This window comes from Klenkia brasiliensis (assembly GCF_900100695.1).
Classification (GTDB): domain Bacteria; phylum Actinomycetota; class Actinomycetes; order Mycobacteriales; family Geodermatophilaceae; genus Klenkia; species Klenkia brasiliensis.
Window position 1 is genome coordinate 155,424 of the sequence record NZ_FNCF01000001.1, and the last position, 17,500, is coordinate 172,923.

Consider the following 17,500-nt stretch of genomic DNA (forward strand, 5'->3'; position numbering starts at 1 on the left):
CAGTGCGTGACTTCCGGCCCTCGTCTCACCCGGGCGTGTCGGGTCAGCCGGACTCCTTGCGGAACTGCGAGGTCCCGTACCAGGCCCCCAGCGCCGCCAGGACGACGGTGAACAGCACGCCCCAGCCGACGTCCGACGACCCGAAGTCACCGGCGAACAGCGCCCGGGCACCGTCCACGATGTGCTTGAACGGGACGACGTCGGACACCGTCTGCAGCCACCCCGGCGCCAGCGTCATCGGCAGCAGGATCCCCGACAGCAGCAGGACGGGGAACAGCACCACGTTGAGCAGCGGGGCGAAGGCGTCCTCGCTCTTGAGCGTCAGCGCCAGCGCGTAGGACACCGCCGCCAGCGACCCGCCGAGGACGGCGACCAGCGCGATGGTCAACGCCACCCCGCCGACGGAGGCGTCCAGGCCGAAGGGGACGGCGACCAGCACCAGCACCACGCCCTGGACGGCGAGCACCAGCACGTCGCGCAGCACCCGGCCCAGCAGCAGCGCCGCCCGGGGCGCCGGCGAGACCCGCTGGCTCTCGATCACCCCCGCGCGGTACTCGGCGATGAGGCTGAACCCCACGAAGGCGGTGCCGAAGAGCCCGAGCTGCACGAGGATGCCCGGCACGAAGACCTGGTAGGCGTTGGCGCCGCCCAGCTGACCGGCGATCGGCTCCAGCAGCGGGCCGAACAGCACGATGTAGAGCACCGGCTGCATGAGGCTGATGACCAGCCAGGCCGGGTTGCGCAGCGAGGTGCGCATCGCCCGGACGAAGACGGTCCCGGTGTCGCGGACCAGCGTGCTCACGCCGACGCCCCCTCGGTCTCGGTGTCCGGCTGGTGCTCGCCGTCGCGCAGGGAGCGGCCGGTGACGGTCAGGAAGACGTCGTCCAGGCTGGGCCGGCGGCTCTCCACGCCGTCGACCTCGATCCCGGCGGCGTCCAGGTCGCGCAGCAGGGTGACCAGCGCGGCCCCGCCGGCCGGGACCCGGCAGGTGACCCGGTCGCCGTCCACGGTGGGCGCCTCCGCGCCGGGCAGCCCGGCCACCCGGCCGGCGACCTCGGCCGCCCGCGGCGAGGTGAGGGTGAGCAGGTCGCCCCCGACGGAGCTCTTCAGCTCGTCCGGCGTCCCGGAGGCGACGATCGTGCCCTTGTCGATGACCAGCACCCGGTCGCAGAGGGCGTCGGCCTCGTCGAGGTAGTGCGTGGTCAGGAAGACCGTCGTGCCGCGCTCGCTGCGCAGGCCCTCGATGTGCTGCCAGAGGTTGGCCCGGGCCTGCGGGTCCAGCCCCGTGGTGGGCTCGTCGAGGAAGACCAGGCCGGGGACGTGCACCAGGCCCATCGCGATGTCCAGCCGGCGGCGCTGGCCACCGGACATGGCCTTGGGCTGGCGCTCCCACAGGCCGTCGAGGTCCAGCTCGGCGAACAGCTGCTTGCCGCGCTCGGTGGCCTCGGCGGTGCCCACGCCGTAGAGCCGGGCGTGGCTGACCAGCTCCTCCCCCGCCCGGTTCTCCGGTGCGGTCGACCCGGCCTGGGACACGTAGCCGATCCGGCGCCGCACGCCGACCGGGTCGGTGAGCAGGTCGCAACCGGCCACGGTCGCCGTCCCCGCGGTGGGGGCCAGCAGCGTGGTGAGCATGCGCATGGTGGTGGTCTTGCCGGCCCCGTTCGGGCCGAGGAAGCCGACGATCTCGCCGGCCTCGACGTCGAGGTCGACCCCGGCGACGGCGAGGACCTCGGTGGTCTGCCGGCCTCGCTTCTTGCGGAACGTGCGGGACAACCCGCGGGCGTGGATCACGCCGGGCAGCCTAGGACGATCCGCCCCGACGCCGTAGCGCAATTGCAGCCCACAGGACGGGCACCAGCAGGACCGGCCACTGCAGCGCCAGGTCGCCCACCCACAGCAGCAGCACGACGAGGAAGACCAGCAGGCACACCGCGCTCCACAGGCCCAGCGCCCGCTTCTCCGCGGGCGTGCGCCTCACGCCCGGGTCTCCTCGGCGACCCGGGCCGGCGTCAGCGGCTCGTCGAGCAGCCGGAGGAAGCGGTCGGCCACCGGCTGGTCGGCCGGCCGGGCCGCCAGCCAGCCGGCCAGCAGGTCGTAGCCCTCGACGTAGGTGGTGATGTAGGCCCGCCAGAGCGGGTGGGTGAGGAAGCGCAGCTGCTGCACCGCGCGGTCGTGGCTGACCAGGGACCAGCGCTGCAGGTGGGCCGCGACGTCGTCGGCGGAGGCGCCCTGGTCGTGCAGCATGATCGCGGCGTCCTGCCGGACCCGGTTCAGCGGGGCCGCCGCGGCCGCCACCCGCTCGGCCAGCTCGCCGTCCAGCCGCAGGCCGAGGTCGGCGAGCACCTCGGCCGCCCACGGGCCCCAGCCGTCGCCGACCGCGGCCTCCAGGCCGAGGTCGGCCAGGCCCTCGGCCATCAGGCACTCGGGGGTGTTGACCAGGAAGACGGTGTGCTCGAGGTGGTGGTCGCGCTCGACCAGGCCCATCTCCTTGCGGCAGTGCTCGGTGTGGTGGCCGGGGTAGGACTCGTGCGCGACCAGGTGCGGCAGTTGGCTGGTGCGGTGCGGCAGGTCGGCGTTGATCGCCACCCGGGAGCGGTAGTCGCCGGCGTAGTAGTTGAAGCCCGACCACGGCTTGTCCGTGACCACCTCGTAGGCGACGGTCTCGACGTCGGGCAGGCCGTACGCGCTGCGGACCCGGTCGCGCAGCGCACTGGACAGGGCGTGCACCGCCTCCTCCAGCTTCGCCGGCGGGCACTCCTCGCGGCGGCGGTGCTGGGCGTACCGCTCGGCCAGCGTGCCCGACCCGGGCAGCAGCTCCTCCAGCGCGGCGTGCGCCGCGGCGTAGGTCGCCTCGTCGCCGAGGGACACGTCGACCTGGAAGTAGGCCCGCACCTCGTCGCGGAAACCGACCGGCTCACCGGCCATCTTCCGGGCCGTGCACTCCAGGGCGGTCAGCTGGCCGCGCAGGTGGGCCACCCGCGGGTGCGGCAGGTCGGTGGAGTCCAGCTCGCGCAGCAGCCCGCGGGCCTGGTCGCGCAGCTTCTCGGGCGTGGGGGCGGGCTCGTCGGCCACCGCGGCCCGGATGCGCCGGTCGCCGGTGTAGGCGTCGACGAAGCCCTCCTCGAGCCGGTCGAACCGCAGCCCCAGCCGCACGTACTCCAGGGGGACGTCGACCGCGCCGTTGACCATGGCGGCCAGTCTCCCAGCCGCCGTCCGGCCCGCGCGGTCAGCCGCCGAAGCGGCGCTGGCGGGCGGCGTAGTCGCGCAGCGCCCGCAGGAAGTCCACCCGGCGGAACTCCGGCCAGTAGACGTCGGTGAAGTAGAACTCCGAGTGCGCGGTCTGCCAGAGCAGGAACCCCGACAACCGCTGCTCGCCGCTGGTGCGGATCACCAGGTCGGGGTCGGGCTGGCCGCGGGTGTAGAGGTGCTCGGCGATGTGCTCGACGTCGAGGACCTCGACCAGCTCGGGCAGCGACGTGCCGCGCTCGGCGTGGTGGGCCAGCAGCGAGCGGACGGCGTCGGCGATCTCCCGGCGCCCGCCGTAGCCGACGGCCAGGTTGACCGTGGCCCCTGCGCGACCGCGGGTGTCCTCTTCGGCCTGCTTGAGCACCGCGGCGGTCTCGGCCGGCAGCAGCCCCAGCGCGCCGACGGCGTTGAGCTGCCACCGGCGCTCGGGACCGGCCAGGTCGGCCGCCACGCCCTCGATGATGCGCAGCAGCGGGGTCAGCTCCGGCTCGGGCCGCGCGAGGTTGTCGGTGGACAGCAGGAACAGCGTGACGACCTCGACGCCGGAGTCGTCGCACCAGCCCAGGAAGTCGGCGATCTTGTCGGCGCCGCGGCGGTGGCCGTCGTTGACGTCGTCCAGGCCGGTGGCCCGCGCCCAGCGCCGGTTGCCGTCGACGATCACCCCGACGTGCCGGGGTACGGCGGCGCGGTCGAGTCGGGCGACCAGACGGCGCTCGTACAGCGACGTCAGCACCTCGCGCAGCTGCTCGCGTGCCCCCACGTCCGGTCACCCTAGGTGCCGCATGTGCATCCGCGGCAGACCGGACGGCGAGCGACCTCACACCGTCCCCAGGAGCCTCACAGCCGCACCGGGTGTCGGCGGCCCCGGGCCGGTCGTAGCCTCGGCCCATGAGCGTCCCGAGCCGCCCGTCGGAGACCGTCCAGGTGTCCTCGGACGGGACCGTCCTGCAGGCCCCGGTCGGCGAGGCACAGGCCGCCGTCCGCGCGGAGGGCGAGCAGGTCGGTGCCGTCCGGACCGACGACTGGACCGTGGCCGACTACCACGACCCCGACTTCGACCACCCCGACACCCGCCCGCGGCTGCGCGGCTGGCTGCACCTGTTCGCCAGCTTCGGCGCGGTGGTCGCCGGTGCGGTGCTCATCCCGCTGGCCTGGGTCGAGGGCGGGCTGCGCGCCGGGCTGCCGGTGTCGGTCTACTGCCTGACCATCCTCGGCCTGTTCGGCATCTCCGCCGCCTACCACCGGCGCCGGTGGTCACCGCGCGGCTGGAAGCTGATGAAGCGGCTCGACCACTCGATGATCTTCCTGTTCATCGCGGGCACCTACACGCCCTTCGCGGCGCTGTCGGTGCCCTACCCGACCAACTGGTGGATCTTCGGCATCGTGTGGGCCGGGGCGCTGGCCGGGGTCGCGCTGAAGATGGCCTGGCCCACCGCACCCCGCTGGCTGGGTGTGCCCATCTACCTGGCGCTGGGCTGGGTCGCGGTGTTCGTGCTGGTCGACATCCTCCAGCTGGCCGGGGTGACCGCGATGGTGCTGCTGGCCGCCGGCGGACTGCTCTACTCCGTCGGCGCGGTCGCCTACGCGACCAAGCGGCCCAACCCCGTGCCCGGCGTGTTCGGCTACCACGAGGTGTTCCACGCGATGACCATCGTGGCCGCCGCCTGCCACTACACCGCGGTGTACTTCGCGATCTACAACTCGCCCTTCGTCTAGGGCGTCGGCGCGGCGGTGGCCGGCGCCGGGAACACCTCGTCGACCTCGTTGCCGTACTCGTCGTAGCCGGTGACCACCTGCGCCTGCGGGTAGGCGTTGGCCGGCTGCGCGGGCACCGAGACCTGCGGCTCGACGACCGTGCCGTCGCCGGTCCAGTCCGACAGGTTGTCGATCGGGCGGCCGTCCTGGTCGTAGAGCAGCACACCGGTCAGCGGGGTGCCGTCGGGGCCGTACGGGACGATGTTGGTGATCGGGGTGCCGTCCTCGTGGGTCAGCGTGGTCGGCCCGGAGTCGTAGGACACCTCCGCCGGGTAGTACTCCGTGCTCGTGCGCTGGCTCGCCACACCGATGACCGCCACCACCGCGCACAACGCCAGCCCGACGTTGAGGAAACCGCTCGCGTGGGTCAGCGGCGCCCCGGCCGCCCGGGCCCGCAGGCCCGTCCGCACCGACCAGGCGATCGCCGCCCCGGTGACGACCCAGCCGACCGGGCCCAGGCCGAGGGTGGGCAGCGGGACACCGACCTGCCCCAGGAAGACGGCCTCGACCGCGGCCACGGCGGCCCAGCCGCGGATCACCCACCAGGCGGGCCGCAGCTCGGGCAGGAAGTCCCGGACGGCGACGACGGCCGCGTGGTCGCCCCACCGCTCCTGCACCCGCTCCCGGACGCCGCGCCGGCCCTGCCCGGCCACCGCCGCGGGCTCGGGGAGCCCCGCGGCCCGGCGCAGCTCCGCGGCGTAGTCCGCGGGCGAGCCCAGCCGCTCGTGCAGCGGCCCGGGTGTCTCCGAGGCCACCTCGACCAGGTGCTCCTCGAGGTCCTCCAGCAGCTCCTCCAGCCGGGCAGCGGGCACGTCGGCGAGGGCCTCGCGGACCTGCCGGGCGTAGGCCGCGACCTCCGGGTCGGTCGACGTCGTCGGAGCGCTCATGCCGCCACCTGCTCCCCGGCGAGCAGCGCCGCCATCGTGTCCGCGAACCCCGTCCAGGTCTTGGTCGAGGTGGTGAGCTCGGCCCGCCCGGAGGCGTTGAGGCCGTAGTACTTGCGGTGCGGGCCCTCGACCGAGGGCACCACGTAGGAGGTCAGGTGCCCGGCGGCGTACAGCCGGCGCAGGGTGCCGTAGACCGAGGCGTCGCCGACGTCCTCCAGACCCGCGGCCCGCAACCGGCGGACGACGTCGTAGCCGTAGCCGTCCTCGCCGTCCAGCACGGCCAGCACCGCGAGGTCCAGCACGCCCTTGAGCAGTTGCGTGGTGTCCATCCGCCCTCCTCCTGTGTGTGCGCTGCACGGTACTGCACATCGCGGAGTAGCCCGCACGCAGCACTACCGGCGTGTCGAGACGGGTCCGTCCCGTCGCGGGACCCCGGCACAACCCCGACGATCGAGACGGACCGCGGGACTCCGCGGCGCTCGAGGAGAGGGCAACCCATGACGCAGTACAAGGACTACGACGACGTCCTGGCCGGGAAGTGCCCGTTCGGCGGCGACACCCTGGGCGGGGCGCAGGGCTCCTCGCCCACCCTGTCGGACTGGTACCCGCACCGGTTGCGGGTGGAGCAGCTGCACCGCGACGGCCAGGCCGCGAACCCGCTGTCCGACGAGGACTACGCGCAGGCGTTCGCGACGATCGACCTGCCGGCGCTGAAGGACGAGATCAAGCAGTTCCTCACCACCTCGGTGTCCTGGTGGCCGTCGGACTACGGCAACTACGGCCCGCAGATGATCCGGATGGCCTGGCACTCGGCCGGCACCTACCGCATCGCCGACGGCCGCGGCGGCGCCGGGCAGGCCATGCAGCGCTTCGCCCCGATCAGCAGCTGGTGGGACAACGGCAACACCGACAAGTCGCGCCGCCTGCTGTGGCCGATCAAGCAGAAGTACGGCTCGGCGATCTCCTGGGCCGACCTCATGGTGCTCACCGGCAACTGCGCGCTGGAGATCATGGGCTTCCCGACCTACGGCTTCGCCGGCGGGCGCCGCGACGCCTGGGAGGCCGACGACGCCACCTACTGGGGCCCCGAGCACATCGACATGACCGCGCCGAGCTCCTACGACGACATGGTCAGCCGCGACCAGCGCTGGACCGGCAAGCCCGGGGACGCCGACTACCAGCTGCAGCAGCCGCTGGCCGCCTCCCACCAGGCGCTGATCTACGTCAACCCGGAGGGCCCGGAGGCCAACGGCGACCCGGCCGCCTCCGCGGTCGACATCCGCATCACCTTCGGCCGGATGGCGATGGATGACGAGGAGACCGTCGCCCTCATCGCCGGCGGGCACGCCTTCGGCAAGAGCCACGGCGCGGTGGCGGCCGACCGGATCGGCCCCCCGCCGGAGAACGCCCCGATGGAGGCCATGGGCCTGGGCTGGCACAACCCCGAGGGCGCCGGCCACGGCGCCGACACGATGACCAACGGCATCGAGGGGTCCTGGACGCCGAACCCCACCACCTGGGACAACGACTACCTGGAGAACCTCTTCCGGTTCGAGTGGGAGCAGACCCGCTCCCCCGCCGGCGCCCTGCAGTGGACGCCGGTCGACCCCGCGGCCCCGCGCACGCCCGACGCGCACCGCGAGGGCGTCGAGCACCCGCTGATGATGATGACCAGCGACATCGCGCTGAAGGTCGACCCGGTCTACCGGGAGATCTGCGAGCGGTTCCTCGGCGACTTCGACGCGTTCACCCTCGCCTTCTCCAAGGCCTGGTACAAGCTCACCCACCGCGACATGGGCCCCAAGGCGCGCTACCTCGGGTCGGAGGTGCCGGCCGAGGACCTGCCCTGGCAGGACCCGCTGCCCGAGCCCACCCACCAGCCGCTGGACGCCGCCGGCACCGCGCGGCTGAAGGAGGCGATCCGGGGCACCGGGCTGTCCGCGTCGGACCTGGCCTACACCGCGTTCTCCTCGGCCGTCACCTACCGCGACAGCGACAAGCGCGGCGGGGCCAACGGGGCGCGCCTGGCGTTGGCCCCGCAGAAGGACTGGCTGGTCAACCGCCGCACCGTGCCCGTGGTCCAGGCGCTGCGCGGGGTGGCCGAGCAGGGCGGGGCGAGCCTGGCCGACACGATCGTGCTGGCCGGCTGCGTGGCCGTCGAGGACGCCGCGCGCGCGGCCGGCCACGAGGTCGACGTGCCGTTCACCGGCGGGCGCGTCGACGCCACGCAGGAGCAGACCGACGTCCCCACGTTCGAGTGGTTGGCGCCGCTGTCCGACGGGTTCCGCAACTACACCCAGGCCGACCTGACCGAGGTCACCCCGGTCTCGCCCGAGCAGCTGTTCCTGGACAAGGCCGACCTGCTCGGGCTGACCGCGCCGGAGTGGGTGGCGCTGACCGGCGGGCTGCGTGCGCTGGGCTGCAACCACGACGGCACGGGCACGTTCACCGACCGGGTCGGGACGCTGTCGACCGACTTCTTCACCACGGTGCTCGACCCCGGCCTGCAGTGGCGCAAGCTCGACGAGGCCGGCACCCGGTTCTGCCTGGAGGACCGGGAGTCCGGCGAGCAGCGCCACGAGGCCACCCGCGACGACCTGGTGTTCGGCGCGAACGCGCAGCTGCGCGCGGTCGCCGAGGTCTACGGGTCCGCCGACGGCGGGGCCCGCTTCGTGCGGGACTTCGTGGCGGTCTGGGACAAGGTGATGATGGCCGACCGCTACGACGTCAAGGCCGGCTGAGACCCGACCTGCGCGCCGGGGTCACCCGGCGCGCAGGTCGGCCGCCGCGAACGGCGGCCGGCCGTCCAGGCGCACGCTGAGCCGCCCGGCGGCCCGCCACGCCCGGGCGACGACGTCCCGGTCCTCGTCGGTGACCAGGTTGCCCATGACCCGCAGCGCGACGGTCATCAGCGCACGCGAGCGCATGCCGACCGGCCCGGCCGCGGGCAGCAGCCGGGGCACGGTGAGCAGCCCGGCCAGCCGGCGGGCGATGGAGAACGCCTCGCCGTAGTGCCGGCGCAGGGTGGCCGGCCACGCCAGCGTCCAGTCGGGCTCGTCGAGCAGCCCGGCCAGGGTGCGGCCGGTCTCCATGCCGTAGTCGATGCCCTCGCCGTTGAGCGGGTTGACGCAGCCGGCCGCGTCGCCGACCAGCGCCCAGTTCCGCCCGGCGACGCCGGACACCGCCCCGCCCATGGGCAGCAGCGCCGACGCCGGGGCCCGCACCTGCCCGGTCAGCTGCCACTCCTCCCGCCGGCTGTCGGCGTAGTACTGCAGCAGCGGCTTGAGCTGCACCCCGGCGGGACGCTTGGCGGTGGCCAGGGTGCCGACGCCGATGTTGACCTCGCCGTCGGACAGCGGGAAGACCCAGCCGTAGCCGGACAGCAGCTCGCCCTCGGTGCCGCGCAGCTCGAGGTGGCTGGAGATCCACGGGTCGTCGCTGCGGCCGCTGGCCACGTAGCCGCGCGCGGCCACGCCGTAGGCGGTCTCGCGGTGCCACTCCCGGCCCAGCACCCGGCCCAGCGGCGAGCGGACGCCGTCGGCGACCACCAACCGGCGGCAGGAGACCGTGCGGCCGTCGGCGAACCGGACCGCGGACACCCGGTCGCCGTCGCGCTCGACGTCGACCGCGCGGGCGTCCTCCATGCCGACGGCGCCGTCGTCGAGGGCGACCTGCCGGATGCGGGCGTCCAGCTCGGTCCGCGGGACGGCGCTGCCCCGGTCGGGCAACGACCCGCCGGGCCAGGGCAGCAGCAGCTCCTGGCCGAAGCCGGCGGCGCGCAGGCCCCGGTTGGTGCCGTGCGAGCGCACCCACTCCCCCAGTCCGAGCTGGTCGAGCTCGGCGACCGCGCGCGGGGTGAGGCCGTCGCCGCAGGTCTTGTCGCGGGGGAACGTGGCGGCGTCGGCGAGGACGACGTCGTGCCCGGCCCGGGCGGCCCAGGCGGCCGCGGCGGAACCGGCGGGACCCGCGCCCACGACCAGGACGTCGGTGCTGTCGGTGCTGCTCACCCACCCAGTGTCCCTGGTGGGCGCCGAAGCGCGGGCCGCGGCGAGGGACCACCCCGGCCCGCGCACCGCTCAGCCCAGCTGCGGACCCTGGGCGCGGACCTCCTCGACCGAGGCCATGGCCGCCCGCAGCTGGGTCAACCACTCGTCGGCGTGCTGGCCGACCAGCCGCACCGACCAGACCAGCGCGTCGCTGCGGGACCGGGCCACGCCGGCGTCGACGAGGGTGTCGAGCACCAGCCGCTCGCTCTGCCGCAGCCGGGTCATCACCGGCGCCGACACCGTGGTGAACAGCTCGGTGACGTCGCCGCAGGTGGCACCCCAGGAGACGGTCCGGCCGAAGCGGTCCTGCGCCGCCGCGGCGATCTCGACCCGCTGGGCGCGGGTGTCCTCGCGGAAGCGGGCGATGCGACCCGCGGCCGCCGCGGCGGCGTCCTCGGTGCCGTCCGGCGCGGGGACGGTGACCACGACGGTGATCTCGTCGCGGTCGACGGTCAGGTCGGGGGCGACCGCCGTCCAGGCGTCGGGCAGGCGGCCGGCGAACCAGCCGGCGACCTCGGCGCGGTCGACCGGCGGCGGGGCGTCGGCGCCGCGCCCGCGGCCGGGACCGCCGGGACCGCGGCCACGTCCGCCGCCGCGGCCGGGGAAGCCCCGGCCGCCGCCGGCGAAGGCGTCGGCGAAGGGACCGCCGCGGTGGTGGGGATGGGGGGTGAAGGGGGGACGCATGGCGCTCTCCTGTCCTACGGAGGGCCCGCGGATCGGGTCCTGCTGTGCATCACTGTAATCACGTAATCAAGTGAGAACCACAATCATCGCGCAATCGTCTCCGGGTCGGCCGGCTGGTTCTCGCCCTCGTCGGGCTCGCGCTCCTTGCGCCGCAGCAGCAGGGAGGTGATGCCGAGCAGCAGGACCAGCACGCCGAGCACGCCGATCTCCACGATGCGGTCGGTGAAGCCGCCGGTGCCCACGGCGCTGGCGGCCTCGACGCTGAGCACCACGATCTCCTTGATCGAGGCGATGATCCCGACCAGCAGGAACGGCTCGGCGATCAGCTCGCGCTTCTCCACCGTGGTGCGGACGGCGAACAGCAGCTCGACCACGATGAACACCAGCAGCAGGACGTCGAGCAGCTCCAGCACCGGGGTCTCGGTGAAGTCGGTGAGCAGCGCCCAGGTGCTCTTGCCGGCGAGCGCGAGCAGCACCAGCGCGGTGACCACGAGGAACAGCGCGATCCCCGCGTAGACGACGTTCTCGGCCAGCTCGAGCACCCGGGTGCCCACCCGGCCGAAGCCGGGCGGGTGCTGGTCGTCGGCTGGTCGGTCGCTGCGTCGGTCGGCCACGGCGTGATCATGCGGTCTCGCCGTGACCTGCGCCTCAGGACGCGGGGGTGGACCCCTCGTCCGGGTCGGTGCGGCGGGGCGGCTCGATGGCCAGCGGCTGCCGTCGCAGGGTGTCCAGCAGCTCCTCGCCCGGCCGCGGCTCGAACAGCTCCGACGCGTCGTCGGGGACGACGACCGAGGGCTGCTCGGGCTCGAAGCTGCGCGGCAGCCGCTTGAGGTGCTTGCCCATCGACCGGCCCAGCAGCAGCACGGCCACCAGCAGGACGACGGTCAGCAGCAGGCCGAGCGGACCGGACTTGCCGACGTCCTCGGGCAGCTGCTGGTCGGCGGCCAGGATCAGCAGACCGGTGTTCAACGGACCCCCACCTCGTGGTCGGCGCGGCTGCGGATCCCGGCGAACAGGTCGTCCTCGGGCGTCGGGCTGTCGACCGTCGAGCGGGCCAGCTCGAAGTCCTCGGTCGGCCAGACCCGCTGCTGCATGTCCATCGGGGTGGAGAACCACCGGCCGGTCGGGTCGATCTGCGTGGCGTGGGCGATCAGGGCCCGGTCGCGGATGCCGAAGTACTCCCCGCACGGCACCCGGGTGGTCACCCGGTGGGAGATGTCCTTGGCCGGGTCCCACGTCTCGAGCATCTCGGCGTAGGGCGAGTCGAGGCCGGCGGCCAGCATCGCCTCGTGGATCGCCTTGGTGCGGGGCAGCGTGAAGCTCATGTTGTAGTACAGCTTGCTGACCTGCCACGGCTCCCCGAGGTCGGGGTAGCGGTCGGGGTCGGCGGCGGCCTCGAAGGCGTGCACCGAGATCTCGTGGGTCTTGATGTGGTCGGGGTGCGGGTAGCCGCCGCGCTCGTCGTAGGTGGTCATCACCTGCGGGCGGAACCGGCGGATCAGCGCGACCAGCGGCGCCGCGGCCTCCTCGGTGGGCACCAGCGCGAAGCAACCCCCGGGCAGCGGCGGCAGCGGGTCGCCCTCCGGCAGACCCGAGTCGACGAAGCCCAGCCACTCCTGGCCGACACCGAGGATCTCCCGGGCCGCGGCCATCTCCTGCGCGCGGATCTCCGGCAGCCGCTCGAGGACGTCGGGGCGGTCCATCGCGGGGTTGAGCACCGACCCGCGCTCGCCCCCGGTGCAGGTGGCCACCAGGACGTCGACGCCCTCGTGCACGTACTTGGCCATGGTGGCCGCACCCTTGCTGGACTCGTCGTCGGGGTGGGCGTGCACCGCGAGCAGGCGCAGCTGGTCGGCGTGGGTCACGCGGTCCATGGTCCCACCCGCGCGGGGGGCGCGGCGCCGCCCCCGGGTCCCGCTGCAGGTGCGCTGGGCCACAGCGGGGTGTTAGCTTGTCCGTTCGACCGCAGCCGCTCCCCGTCAGGGGGGCGGCTCTTGAGTTGTAGGAGCCGTGATCGTGTCCACGACCGACGAGCAGGACCAGGGCGTCTGGCTGACCCAGGAGGCCCACGACCGGTTGAAGGCCGAGCTCGACGAGCTGGTCGCCGGGCGGCCCGCCATGGCCGCGGAGATCAACGCCCGCCGCGAGGAGGGCGACCTCAAGGAGAACGGCGGCTACCACGCGGCCAAGGACGAGCAGGGCAAGCAGGAGGGCCGCATCCGCCAGCTCACCGACCTGCTGCGCAAGGCCCGGGTCGGCGAGCCGCCCAAGACCGCCACCGACGCCGCCCTCGGCACCGTCATCACGATCGCCTTCGACGGCGACGAGGACGACACCGAGAAGTTCCTGCTGGGCTCGCGCGAGATCGCCGGCACCACCGAGCTGTCGGTGTACTCCCCCGAGTCCGCGCTGGGCTCGGCCATCATGGGCGCCAAGCCCGGCAGCTCGGTCACCTACACCGCACCCAACGGCAAGGACATCACCGTCAAGGTGCTGGCCGTCGAGCCCTTCGTGCCCTGAAGCAGACGCTGAGCGAGCACGACACCGGCGGGCCCGGGGGCTTCGGCTCCCGGGCCCGTTCGCGTGCCCGGGAGAACACGACCTTCGCCTGCGTGCACTGCGCGCGCACCGTGCCCGCCAACACCGACGGGCACTACCGCAACCACTGCCCGTACTGCCTCTGGTCGCTGCACGTGGACGTCAAGCCCGGCGACCGCGCCTCGACCTGCCGGCAGGCCATGGAGCCGATCGGCCTGGTCGAGAAGTCGGGGAAGGGCTGGCAGGTGGTGCACCGCTGCACCGCCTGCGGCCACCGCCAGCCCAACCGCCTCGTCCGCGACGGCGAGTCCCCCGACGACCTGGACCTGGTGCTGTCGCTGCCCTGGCTCTAGGTCAGCCCAGACCGCGACGGGCCAGCAGCGGGGCCGGGTCGGGGTCGTGGCCGACGACGTCGCGGAAGGCGCCGATGGGGTCGACCGAGCCGCCGCGGGAGAGCAGCTTGTCGCGGAAGGCGTCGCCGTTGGCCCGGGTGAGCCCGCCGTTGGCCTTGAACCACTCCACCGTGTCGGCGTCGAGCACCTCGGACCAGATGTAGGAGTAGTAGCCCGCGGCGTACCCGCCGGAGAAGACGTGCTGGAAGTACGTCGTCCGGTACCGCGGCGGGACCAGCTCGGAGGCCACCCCGGCCGCCTCCAGCGCCGCCGCCTCGAACGCCTGCGGGTCCTCGACCACGGTGTCGGGGCCGATCCGGTGCCAGGCCTGGTCCAGCAGCGTCGCGGCCAGGTACTCCAGGGTGCCGTGCCCCTCGCCCCACAGCGCCGCGGCCTCGATGGCGGCCACCACCTCACGGGCCAGCGGCTCACCGCTGTCGGTGTGCCGGGCGTAGTGGTCGAGCACCTCGGGCCACAGCGCCCACATCTCGTTGACCTGGCTGGGGAACTCCACGAAGTCGCGCGGCACGCTGGTGCCGGAGAAGCGCGGGTAGGTCACCGACGAGGACAGCCCGTGCAGGGTGTGGCCGAACTCGTGGAAGAGCGTGGTGACCTCGTCCAGGGTCAGCAGGGTGGGCTGCCCGGCCGCCGCCCGGGTCACGTTCATGACGTTGAAGACCACCGGCGTGGTGCCCAGCAGCCGCGACTGGGAGACGAAGGAGCTCATCCACGCCCCGCCGCGCTTGCCGTCGCGGGCGAAGAAGTCGCCGAGGTAGAGGCCGACCGGGGCACCGGCGGCGTCGGACACCTCCCACACCCGGACGTCGGGGTGGTAGCCGGGCAGGTCCGGCCGCGGGGTGAAGGTGTAGCCGTAGAGCAGCCGGGCGGCGTGGAAGACGCCGTCGACCAGCACCCGGTCCAGCTCGAAGAAGGGCCGCAGCGCGGTGGTGTCGACGGCGTACCGGTCCCGCCGGACCTGCTCGCTGTAGTAGGCCCAGTCCCAGGCGGCCAGCTCGACCCCGTCGGCCGCGGCCAGCTCGGCGAGCACCTCGCCCTCCGCGCGGGCGTTGCGCACGGCGGGGGCGACCAGGGTGCCCAGCAGCTCGTCCACCGCCGCCGACGTGCGGGCGGTCTGGTCCGCGGCGACCAGGTCGGCGTGGGTGTCGAAGCCGAGCAGCCGGGCGCGGACGGCCCGCACGTGGGCGATCTCCGCGGCGACCGGGCCGTTGTCGTGCTCGCCGGCCGACGCGCGCGTCACCGACGCCTCGTGCAGCCGGCGCCGCAGCTCGCGGTCGTGCAGCTTGGCCAGGGCCGGCTGGCCGGAGGGCAGCACCAGGGTGAGCAGGTAGCCCTCGCGGCCGCGCTCGGTGGCCGCGACGCCGGCGGCCTCGACCTCGGCGGCGGAGAGGCCGGCCAGCTGCGCACGGTCGGTGACCAGGACCGCCGCGGCCTCGGTGGCGACCACCAGGTTCTGCCCGAACGTGGTCGACAACCGGGACAGCTGCTGGTTGAGCTCCTTGAGCTGGTCACGGCCGGCCTCGTCCAGGCGGGCACCGGAGAGCACGAAGTCCAGGTGGTAGCGCTCGACCAGCCGCACCGCCTCGGGGTCCAGGCCGTGGCCACCGGCCTGCACCTGGTCGTGCACCGCGTCGATGCGGGCGAACAGCTGCGGGTCCAGGCGCAGCGCGTCGGCGTGGGCCGCGGACAGCGGGGCTACCTCACGCTCGATCTCGCGCAGCCGGTCGGAGGAGTTCGACGAGGACAGTGCGTAGAACACCGCCTGGGCCCGGCGCAGCAGCGCCCCCGAACGCTCCAGGGCCACGACCGTGTTGTCGAAGGTCGCGGGCTCCGCGCTGCCGGCGATCGCCGCCACCTCGGCCCGCTGCTGCGCCATGCCGACCAGCAGCGCCTCGCGGCAGTGCTCCAGGGTGAGGTCGGTGAACGGCGGGAGCCGGTGCGGCAGCGCGGAGACCTCGGCCAGCGGGTTGTCGGCGGACAGGGCGGTGGGGGCGGGCTCGGCCGCGGGCGTGCTCATCGCCGTCCAGTCTCCGCCTGCCGCCCCGGGCCCCGCCCGGCGGGCGGGGCCCGGTCGCTCAGCGGGTGGCGGTGCGCAGGTAGGCCCGCACGGCCAGCGGCACGAAGACCGCGAGGATGACCGCGGCCCAGATGAGGGTGTAGAGCGCGGGGTGCTGCAGGGACCACGCGTCGGGCACCGGGGCGCTGGCCGGCTGGTTGCCGAAAAGCTCACGGGCAGCCTGCACGACCGACGACACCGGGTTCCACTCGGCGAAGGTGCGCAGCACCGACGGGAAGGTCTCCAGCGGCACGAACGTGTTGGCCACGAACGTCAACGGGAAGATCACGATGAAGCTGGCGTTGTTGACCACCTCTGGCGTGCGCACCAGCAGCCCCACCAGCGCCATCATCCAGCTGACGGCGAAGGCGAAGACCAGCAGGACGAGGAACCCGGCGGCCGCCTCGAGCGGGGAGCTGGTGATGCGCCAGCCCACGACCAGCCCGGTCAGCGCCATCACGAGGATGGAGATGGCGTTGAGGCCGAGGTCGGCCACCGTGCGGCCGATGAGCACCGCCGACCGCGACATCGGCAGCGACCGGAACCTGTCGACCAGCCCCTTCTGCAGGTCCTCGGCGATGCTCGCGCCCGTGGTGGTGGACCCGAACACCACCGTCTGCGCGAAGATCCCCGGCAGCAGGAACTCCGCGTAGCTGACGCCGTCGGGCAGGCCCGCGATCGCCCCGCCGAACACGTAGCGGAACAGCAGCACGAACATGATCGGCGACAGGGTCGCGAACACGATGAGGTCGGGCACCCGCTTGACCTTGATCAGGTTGCGGCGGGTGATGACCACGCTGTCGGACAGCGTGTGGGACAGCGCGCTCATCGGGCCTGCTCCTCGGTGGCGGGGTCGGCGTCGTCGGCCGAGTGGCCGGTGAGGGTGAGGAAGACGTCGTCGAGGTCGGGGCGGCGCAGGCCGACGTCGAGCAGCTCGACACCGCTGCCCTCGAGCAGCCGCAGCGCCTCGGCCAGGGTGGCCGCGCCACCCTTGACCGGGAGGGTGAGCCGGCGGGTCTGCTCGTCGCGCTGCGGGTCGTCCACGGCCAGCGGCCGCAGCAGCTCGACCGCCCGGCCCAGGCCCTCCACCGAGCCGACGGTGAGCTCGAGCCGCTCGCCGCCGACCTGGGCCTTCAGCTCGTCGGCGGTGCCGCGGGCGATGACGCTGCCGCGGTCGATGACGACCATCCGGTCGGCCAGCCGGTCGGCCTCCTCCAGGTACTGCGTGGTCAGCAGGATGGTGGTGCCGTCGCTGACCAGGTCGGCGATGAACTCCCACATGCCCAGCCGGCTGCGGGGGTCCAGGCCGGTGGTGGGCTCGTCGAGGAAGAGCACCTGCGGGCGCGCGATCAGCGAGGCGGCGATGTCCAGCCGCCGGCGCATGCCACCGGAGTAGGTCTTGGCCGGCCGCCGGGCGGCGTCGGTGAGGTCGAACCGCTCGAGGAGCTGGCCGGCGCGGGCGCGGGACTCCTTCTTCCCGAGCCGGTACAGGCGCCCCACCATCTCGAGGTTCTCCTCGCCGGTGAGGTACTCGTCGACCGCGGCGTACTGCCCGGTCAGCCCGATGACCGAGCGCACCTGGTCGGCCTGGGTGACGACGTCGAGGCCGGTGATCTCGGCCCGGCCGCCGTCGGGCCGCAGCAGCGTGGACAGGATGCGGACCACCGTGGTCTTCCCCGCGCCGTTGGGGCCCAGCAGCCCGAGCACCGTGCCGCGGGCGACGGTGAGGTCCACACCGCGCAGAGCGGTGAAGTCACCGAACTTCTTGACCAGCCCCTCGACCACCACGGCGTCGCTCATGGCCGGCACCGTAGGGCCACCCACCGACAGAACTGCTGCACGTCCGCTCCCACCTGTCCGGTCCCCGCTCGTCGGGGT

General features: G+C 73.8%; 19 protein-coding genes. 4 read left to right on the forward strand and 15 right to left on the reverse strand.

Annotated elements, in window-relative coordinates; all coding sequences use genetic code 11:
* Positions 1 to 43: 43 nt before the first annotated feature.
* Genes BLT39_RS00840 through BLT39_RS00855 form a run of 5 tightly spaced genes read right to left on the reverse strand, consistent with a single transcriptional unit; the run spans position 44 to position 4,006 of the window.
* Positions 44 to 802, reverse strand: coding sequence for an ABC transporter permease (locus tag BLT39_RS00840; RefSeq protein WP_091057141.1), 759 nt, complete (start codon positions 800 to 802; stop codon positions 44 to 46).
* Entirely contained in the window at positions 799 to 1,791 is a 993-nt protein-coding gene (locus tag BLT39_RS00845) for an ATP-binding cassette domain-containing protein (RefSeq protein WP_091057146.1), read from the reverse strand. The genes BLT39_RS00840 and BLT39_RS00845 overlap by 4 nt, the downstream gene beginning before the upstream one ends.
* A 10-nt stretch (positions 1,792 to 1,801) precedes the next feature.
* On the reverse strand, positions 1,802 to 1,978 hold the full coding sequence (locus BLT39_RS22160) for a hypothetical protein (protein ID WP_165640086.1): 177 nt from the start codon (positions 1,976 to 1,978) through the stop codon (positions 1,802 to 1,804).
* The gene (locus BLT39_RS00850; protein ID WP_091057149.1) at positions 1,975 to 3,189 is read right to left on the reverse strand and encodes a DUF885 domain-containing protein; all 1,215 of its coding nucleotides are present in this window, start codon (positions 3,187 to 3,189) and stop codon (positions 1,975 to 1,977) included. The genes BLT39_RS22160 and BLT39_RS00850 overlap by 4 nt, the downstream gene beginning before the upstream one ends.
* A gap of 37 nt (positions 3,190 to 3,226) precedes the next feature.
* Positions 3,227 to 4,006 carry an isoprenyl transferase gene (locus BLT39_RS00855; protein ID WP_091057151.1) on the reverse strand — a complete coding sequence of 260 codons (780 nt, stop codon included), beginning with the start codon at positions 4,004 to 4,006 and terminating at the stop codon, positions 3,227 to 3,229.
* A 128-nt stretch (positions 4,007 to 4,134) separates the two neighbouring features.
* On the opposite strand from BLT39_RS00855, the gene trhA reads away from it, so the two are divergent.
* Positions 4,135 to 4,962 carry a PAQR family membrane homeostasis protein TrhA gene (gene trhA / locus BLT39_RS00860; protein ID WP_091057155.1) on the forward strand — a complete coding sequence of 276 codons (828 nt, stop codon included), beginning with the start codon at positions 4,135 to 4,137 and terminating at the stop codon, positions 4,960 to 4,962.
* On the opposite strand, the gene BLT39_RS00865 is transcribed toward trhA, so the two are convergent.
* Positions 4,959 to 5,888, reverse strand: a complete 930-nt coding sequence (locus BLT39_RS00865) for an HAAS signaling domain-containing protein (protein ID WP_091057158.1) — start codon at positions 5,886 to 5,888, stop codon at positions 4,959 to 4,961. The two genes, trhA and BLT39_RS00865, sit on opposite strands and share 4 nt — an antisense overlap.
* Positions 5,885 to 6,217 (reverse strand): PadR family transcriptional regulator, encoded by a 333-nt coding sequence (locus tag BLT39_RS00870; RefSeq protein WP_091057162.1) that lies wholly within the window; start codon positions 6,215 to 6,217, stop codon positions 5,885 to 5,887. The genes BLT39_RS00865 and BLT39_RS00870 overlap by 4 nt, the downstream gene beginning before the upstream one ends.
* Before the next feature lie 168 nt (positions 6,218 to 6,385).
* On the opposite strand from BLT39_RS00870, the gene katG reads away from it, so the two are divergent.
* Positions 6,386 to 8,629 carry a catalase/peroxidase HPI gene (gene katG / locus BLT39_RS00875; protein WP_091057165.1) on the forward strand — a complete coding sequence of 748 codons (2,244 nt, stop codon included), beginning with the start codon at positions 6,386 to 6,388 and terminating at the stop codon, positions 8,627 to 8,629.
* A 21-nt stretch (positions 8,630 to 8,650) separates the two neighbouring features.
* Here the strand turns inward: katG and BLT39_RS00880 are convergent, their stop codons facing one another.
* From BLT39_RS00880 to mca, 5 genes are all read right to left on the reverse strand, one after another.
* Entirely contained in the window at positions 8,651 to 9,895 is a 1,245-nt protein-coding gene (locus BLT39_RS00880) for a geranylgeranyl reductase family protein (protein WP_091057169.1), read from the reverse strand.
* Positions 9,896 to 9,964: 69 nt separating this feature from the next.
* Positions 9,965 to 10,618: a hypothetical protein gene (locus BLT39_RS00885; protein WP_242658060.1), complete on the reverse strand. Its 654-nt coding sequence runs from the start codon at positions 10,616 to 10,618 to the stop codon at positions 9,965 to 9,967.
* An 83-nt stretch (positions 10,619 to 10,701) separates the two neighbouring features.
* Positions 10,702 to 11,232: a phosphate-starvation-inducible PsiE family protein gene (locus tag BLT39_RS00890; protein ID WP_091057174.1), complete on the reverse strand. Its 531-nt coding sequence runs from the start codon at positions 11,230 to 11,232 to the stop codon at positions 10,702 to 10,704.
* A gap of 34 nt (positions 11,233 to 11,266) precedes the next feature.
* The gene (locus tag BLT39_RS00895) at positions 11,267 to 11,587 is read right to left on the reverse strand and encodes a hypothetical protein (RefSeq protein ID WP_091057178.1); all 321 of its coding nucleotides are present in this window, start codon (positions 11,585 to 11,587) and stop codon (positions 11,267 to 11,269) included.
* Positions 11,584 to 12,492 carry a mycothiol conjugate amidase Mca gene (gene mca, locus BLT39_RS00900; protein ID WP_165640087.1) on the reverse strand — a complete coding sequence of 303 codons (909 nt, stop codon included), beginning with the start codon at positions 12,490 to 12,492 and terminating at the stop codon, positions 11,584 to 11,586. Before mca ends, BLT39_RS00895 begins: the two co-directional genes overlap by 4 nt.
* A gap of 142 nt (positions 12,493 to 12,634) precedes the next feature.
* Here mca and greA point away from each other — a divergent pair, with 142 nt between their 5' ends.
* Together greA and BLT39_RS00910 are read left to right on the forward strand one after the other, a co-directional pair.
* Positions 12,635 to 13,138 (forward strand): transcription elongation factor GreA, encoded by a 504-nt coding sequence (gene greA / locus BLT39_RS00905; RefSeq protein WP_242658061.1) that lies wholly within the window; start codon positions 12,635 to 12,637, stop codon positions 13,136 to 13,138.
* A gap of 8 nt (positions 13,139 to 13,146) precedes the next feature.
* Positions 13,147 to 13,509, forward strand: coding sequence for an RNHCP domain-containing protein (locus BLT39_RS00910; RefSeq protein WP_091059099.1), 363 nt, complete (start codon positions 13,147 to 13,149; stop codon positions 13,507 to 13,509).
* 1 nt (position 13,510) lies between these two features.
* Here BLT39_RS00910 and BLT39_RS00915 read toward each other — a convergent pair whose 3' ends face one another.
* The 3 genes from BLT39_RS00915 to BLT39_RS00925 are packed head-to-tail and all read right to left on the reverse strand — an operon-like array spanning position 13,511 to position 17,422.
* Complete coding sequence (locus BLT39_RS00915) at positions 13,511 to 15,583, reverse strand: M3 family metallopeptidase (RefSeq protein ID WP_091057182.1); 2,073 nt, start codon at positions 15,581 to 15,583, stop codon at positions 13,511 to 13,513.
* 58 nt (positions 15,584 to 15,641) lie between these two features.
* Positions 15,642 to 16,451, reverse strand: coding sequence for an ABC transporter permease (locus BLT39_RS00920; protein WP_091057187.1), 810 nt, complete (start codon positions 16,449 to 16,451; stop codon positions 15,642 to 15,644).
* Positions 16,448 to 17,422: an ATP-binding cassette domain-containing protein gene (locus BLT39_RS00925; protein WP_091059102.1), complete on the reverse strand. Its 975-nt coding sequence runs from the start codon at positions 17,420 to 17,422 to the stop codon at positions 16,448 to 16,450. Before BLT39_RS00925 ends, BLT39_RS00920 begins: the two co-directional genes overlap by 4 nt.
* Between the last annotated feature and the right edge of the window lie 78 nt (positions 17,423 to 17,500).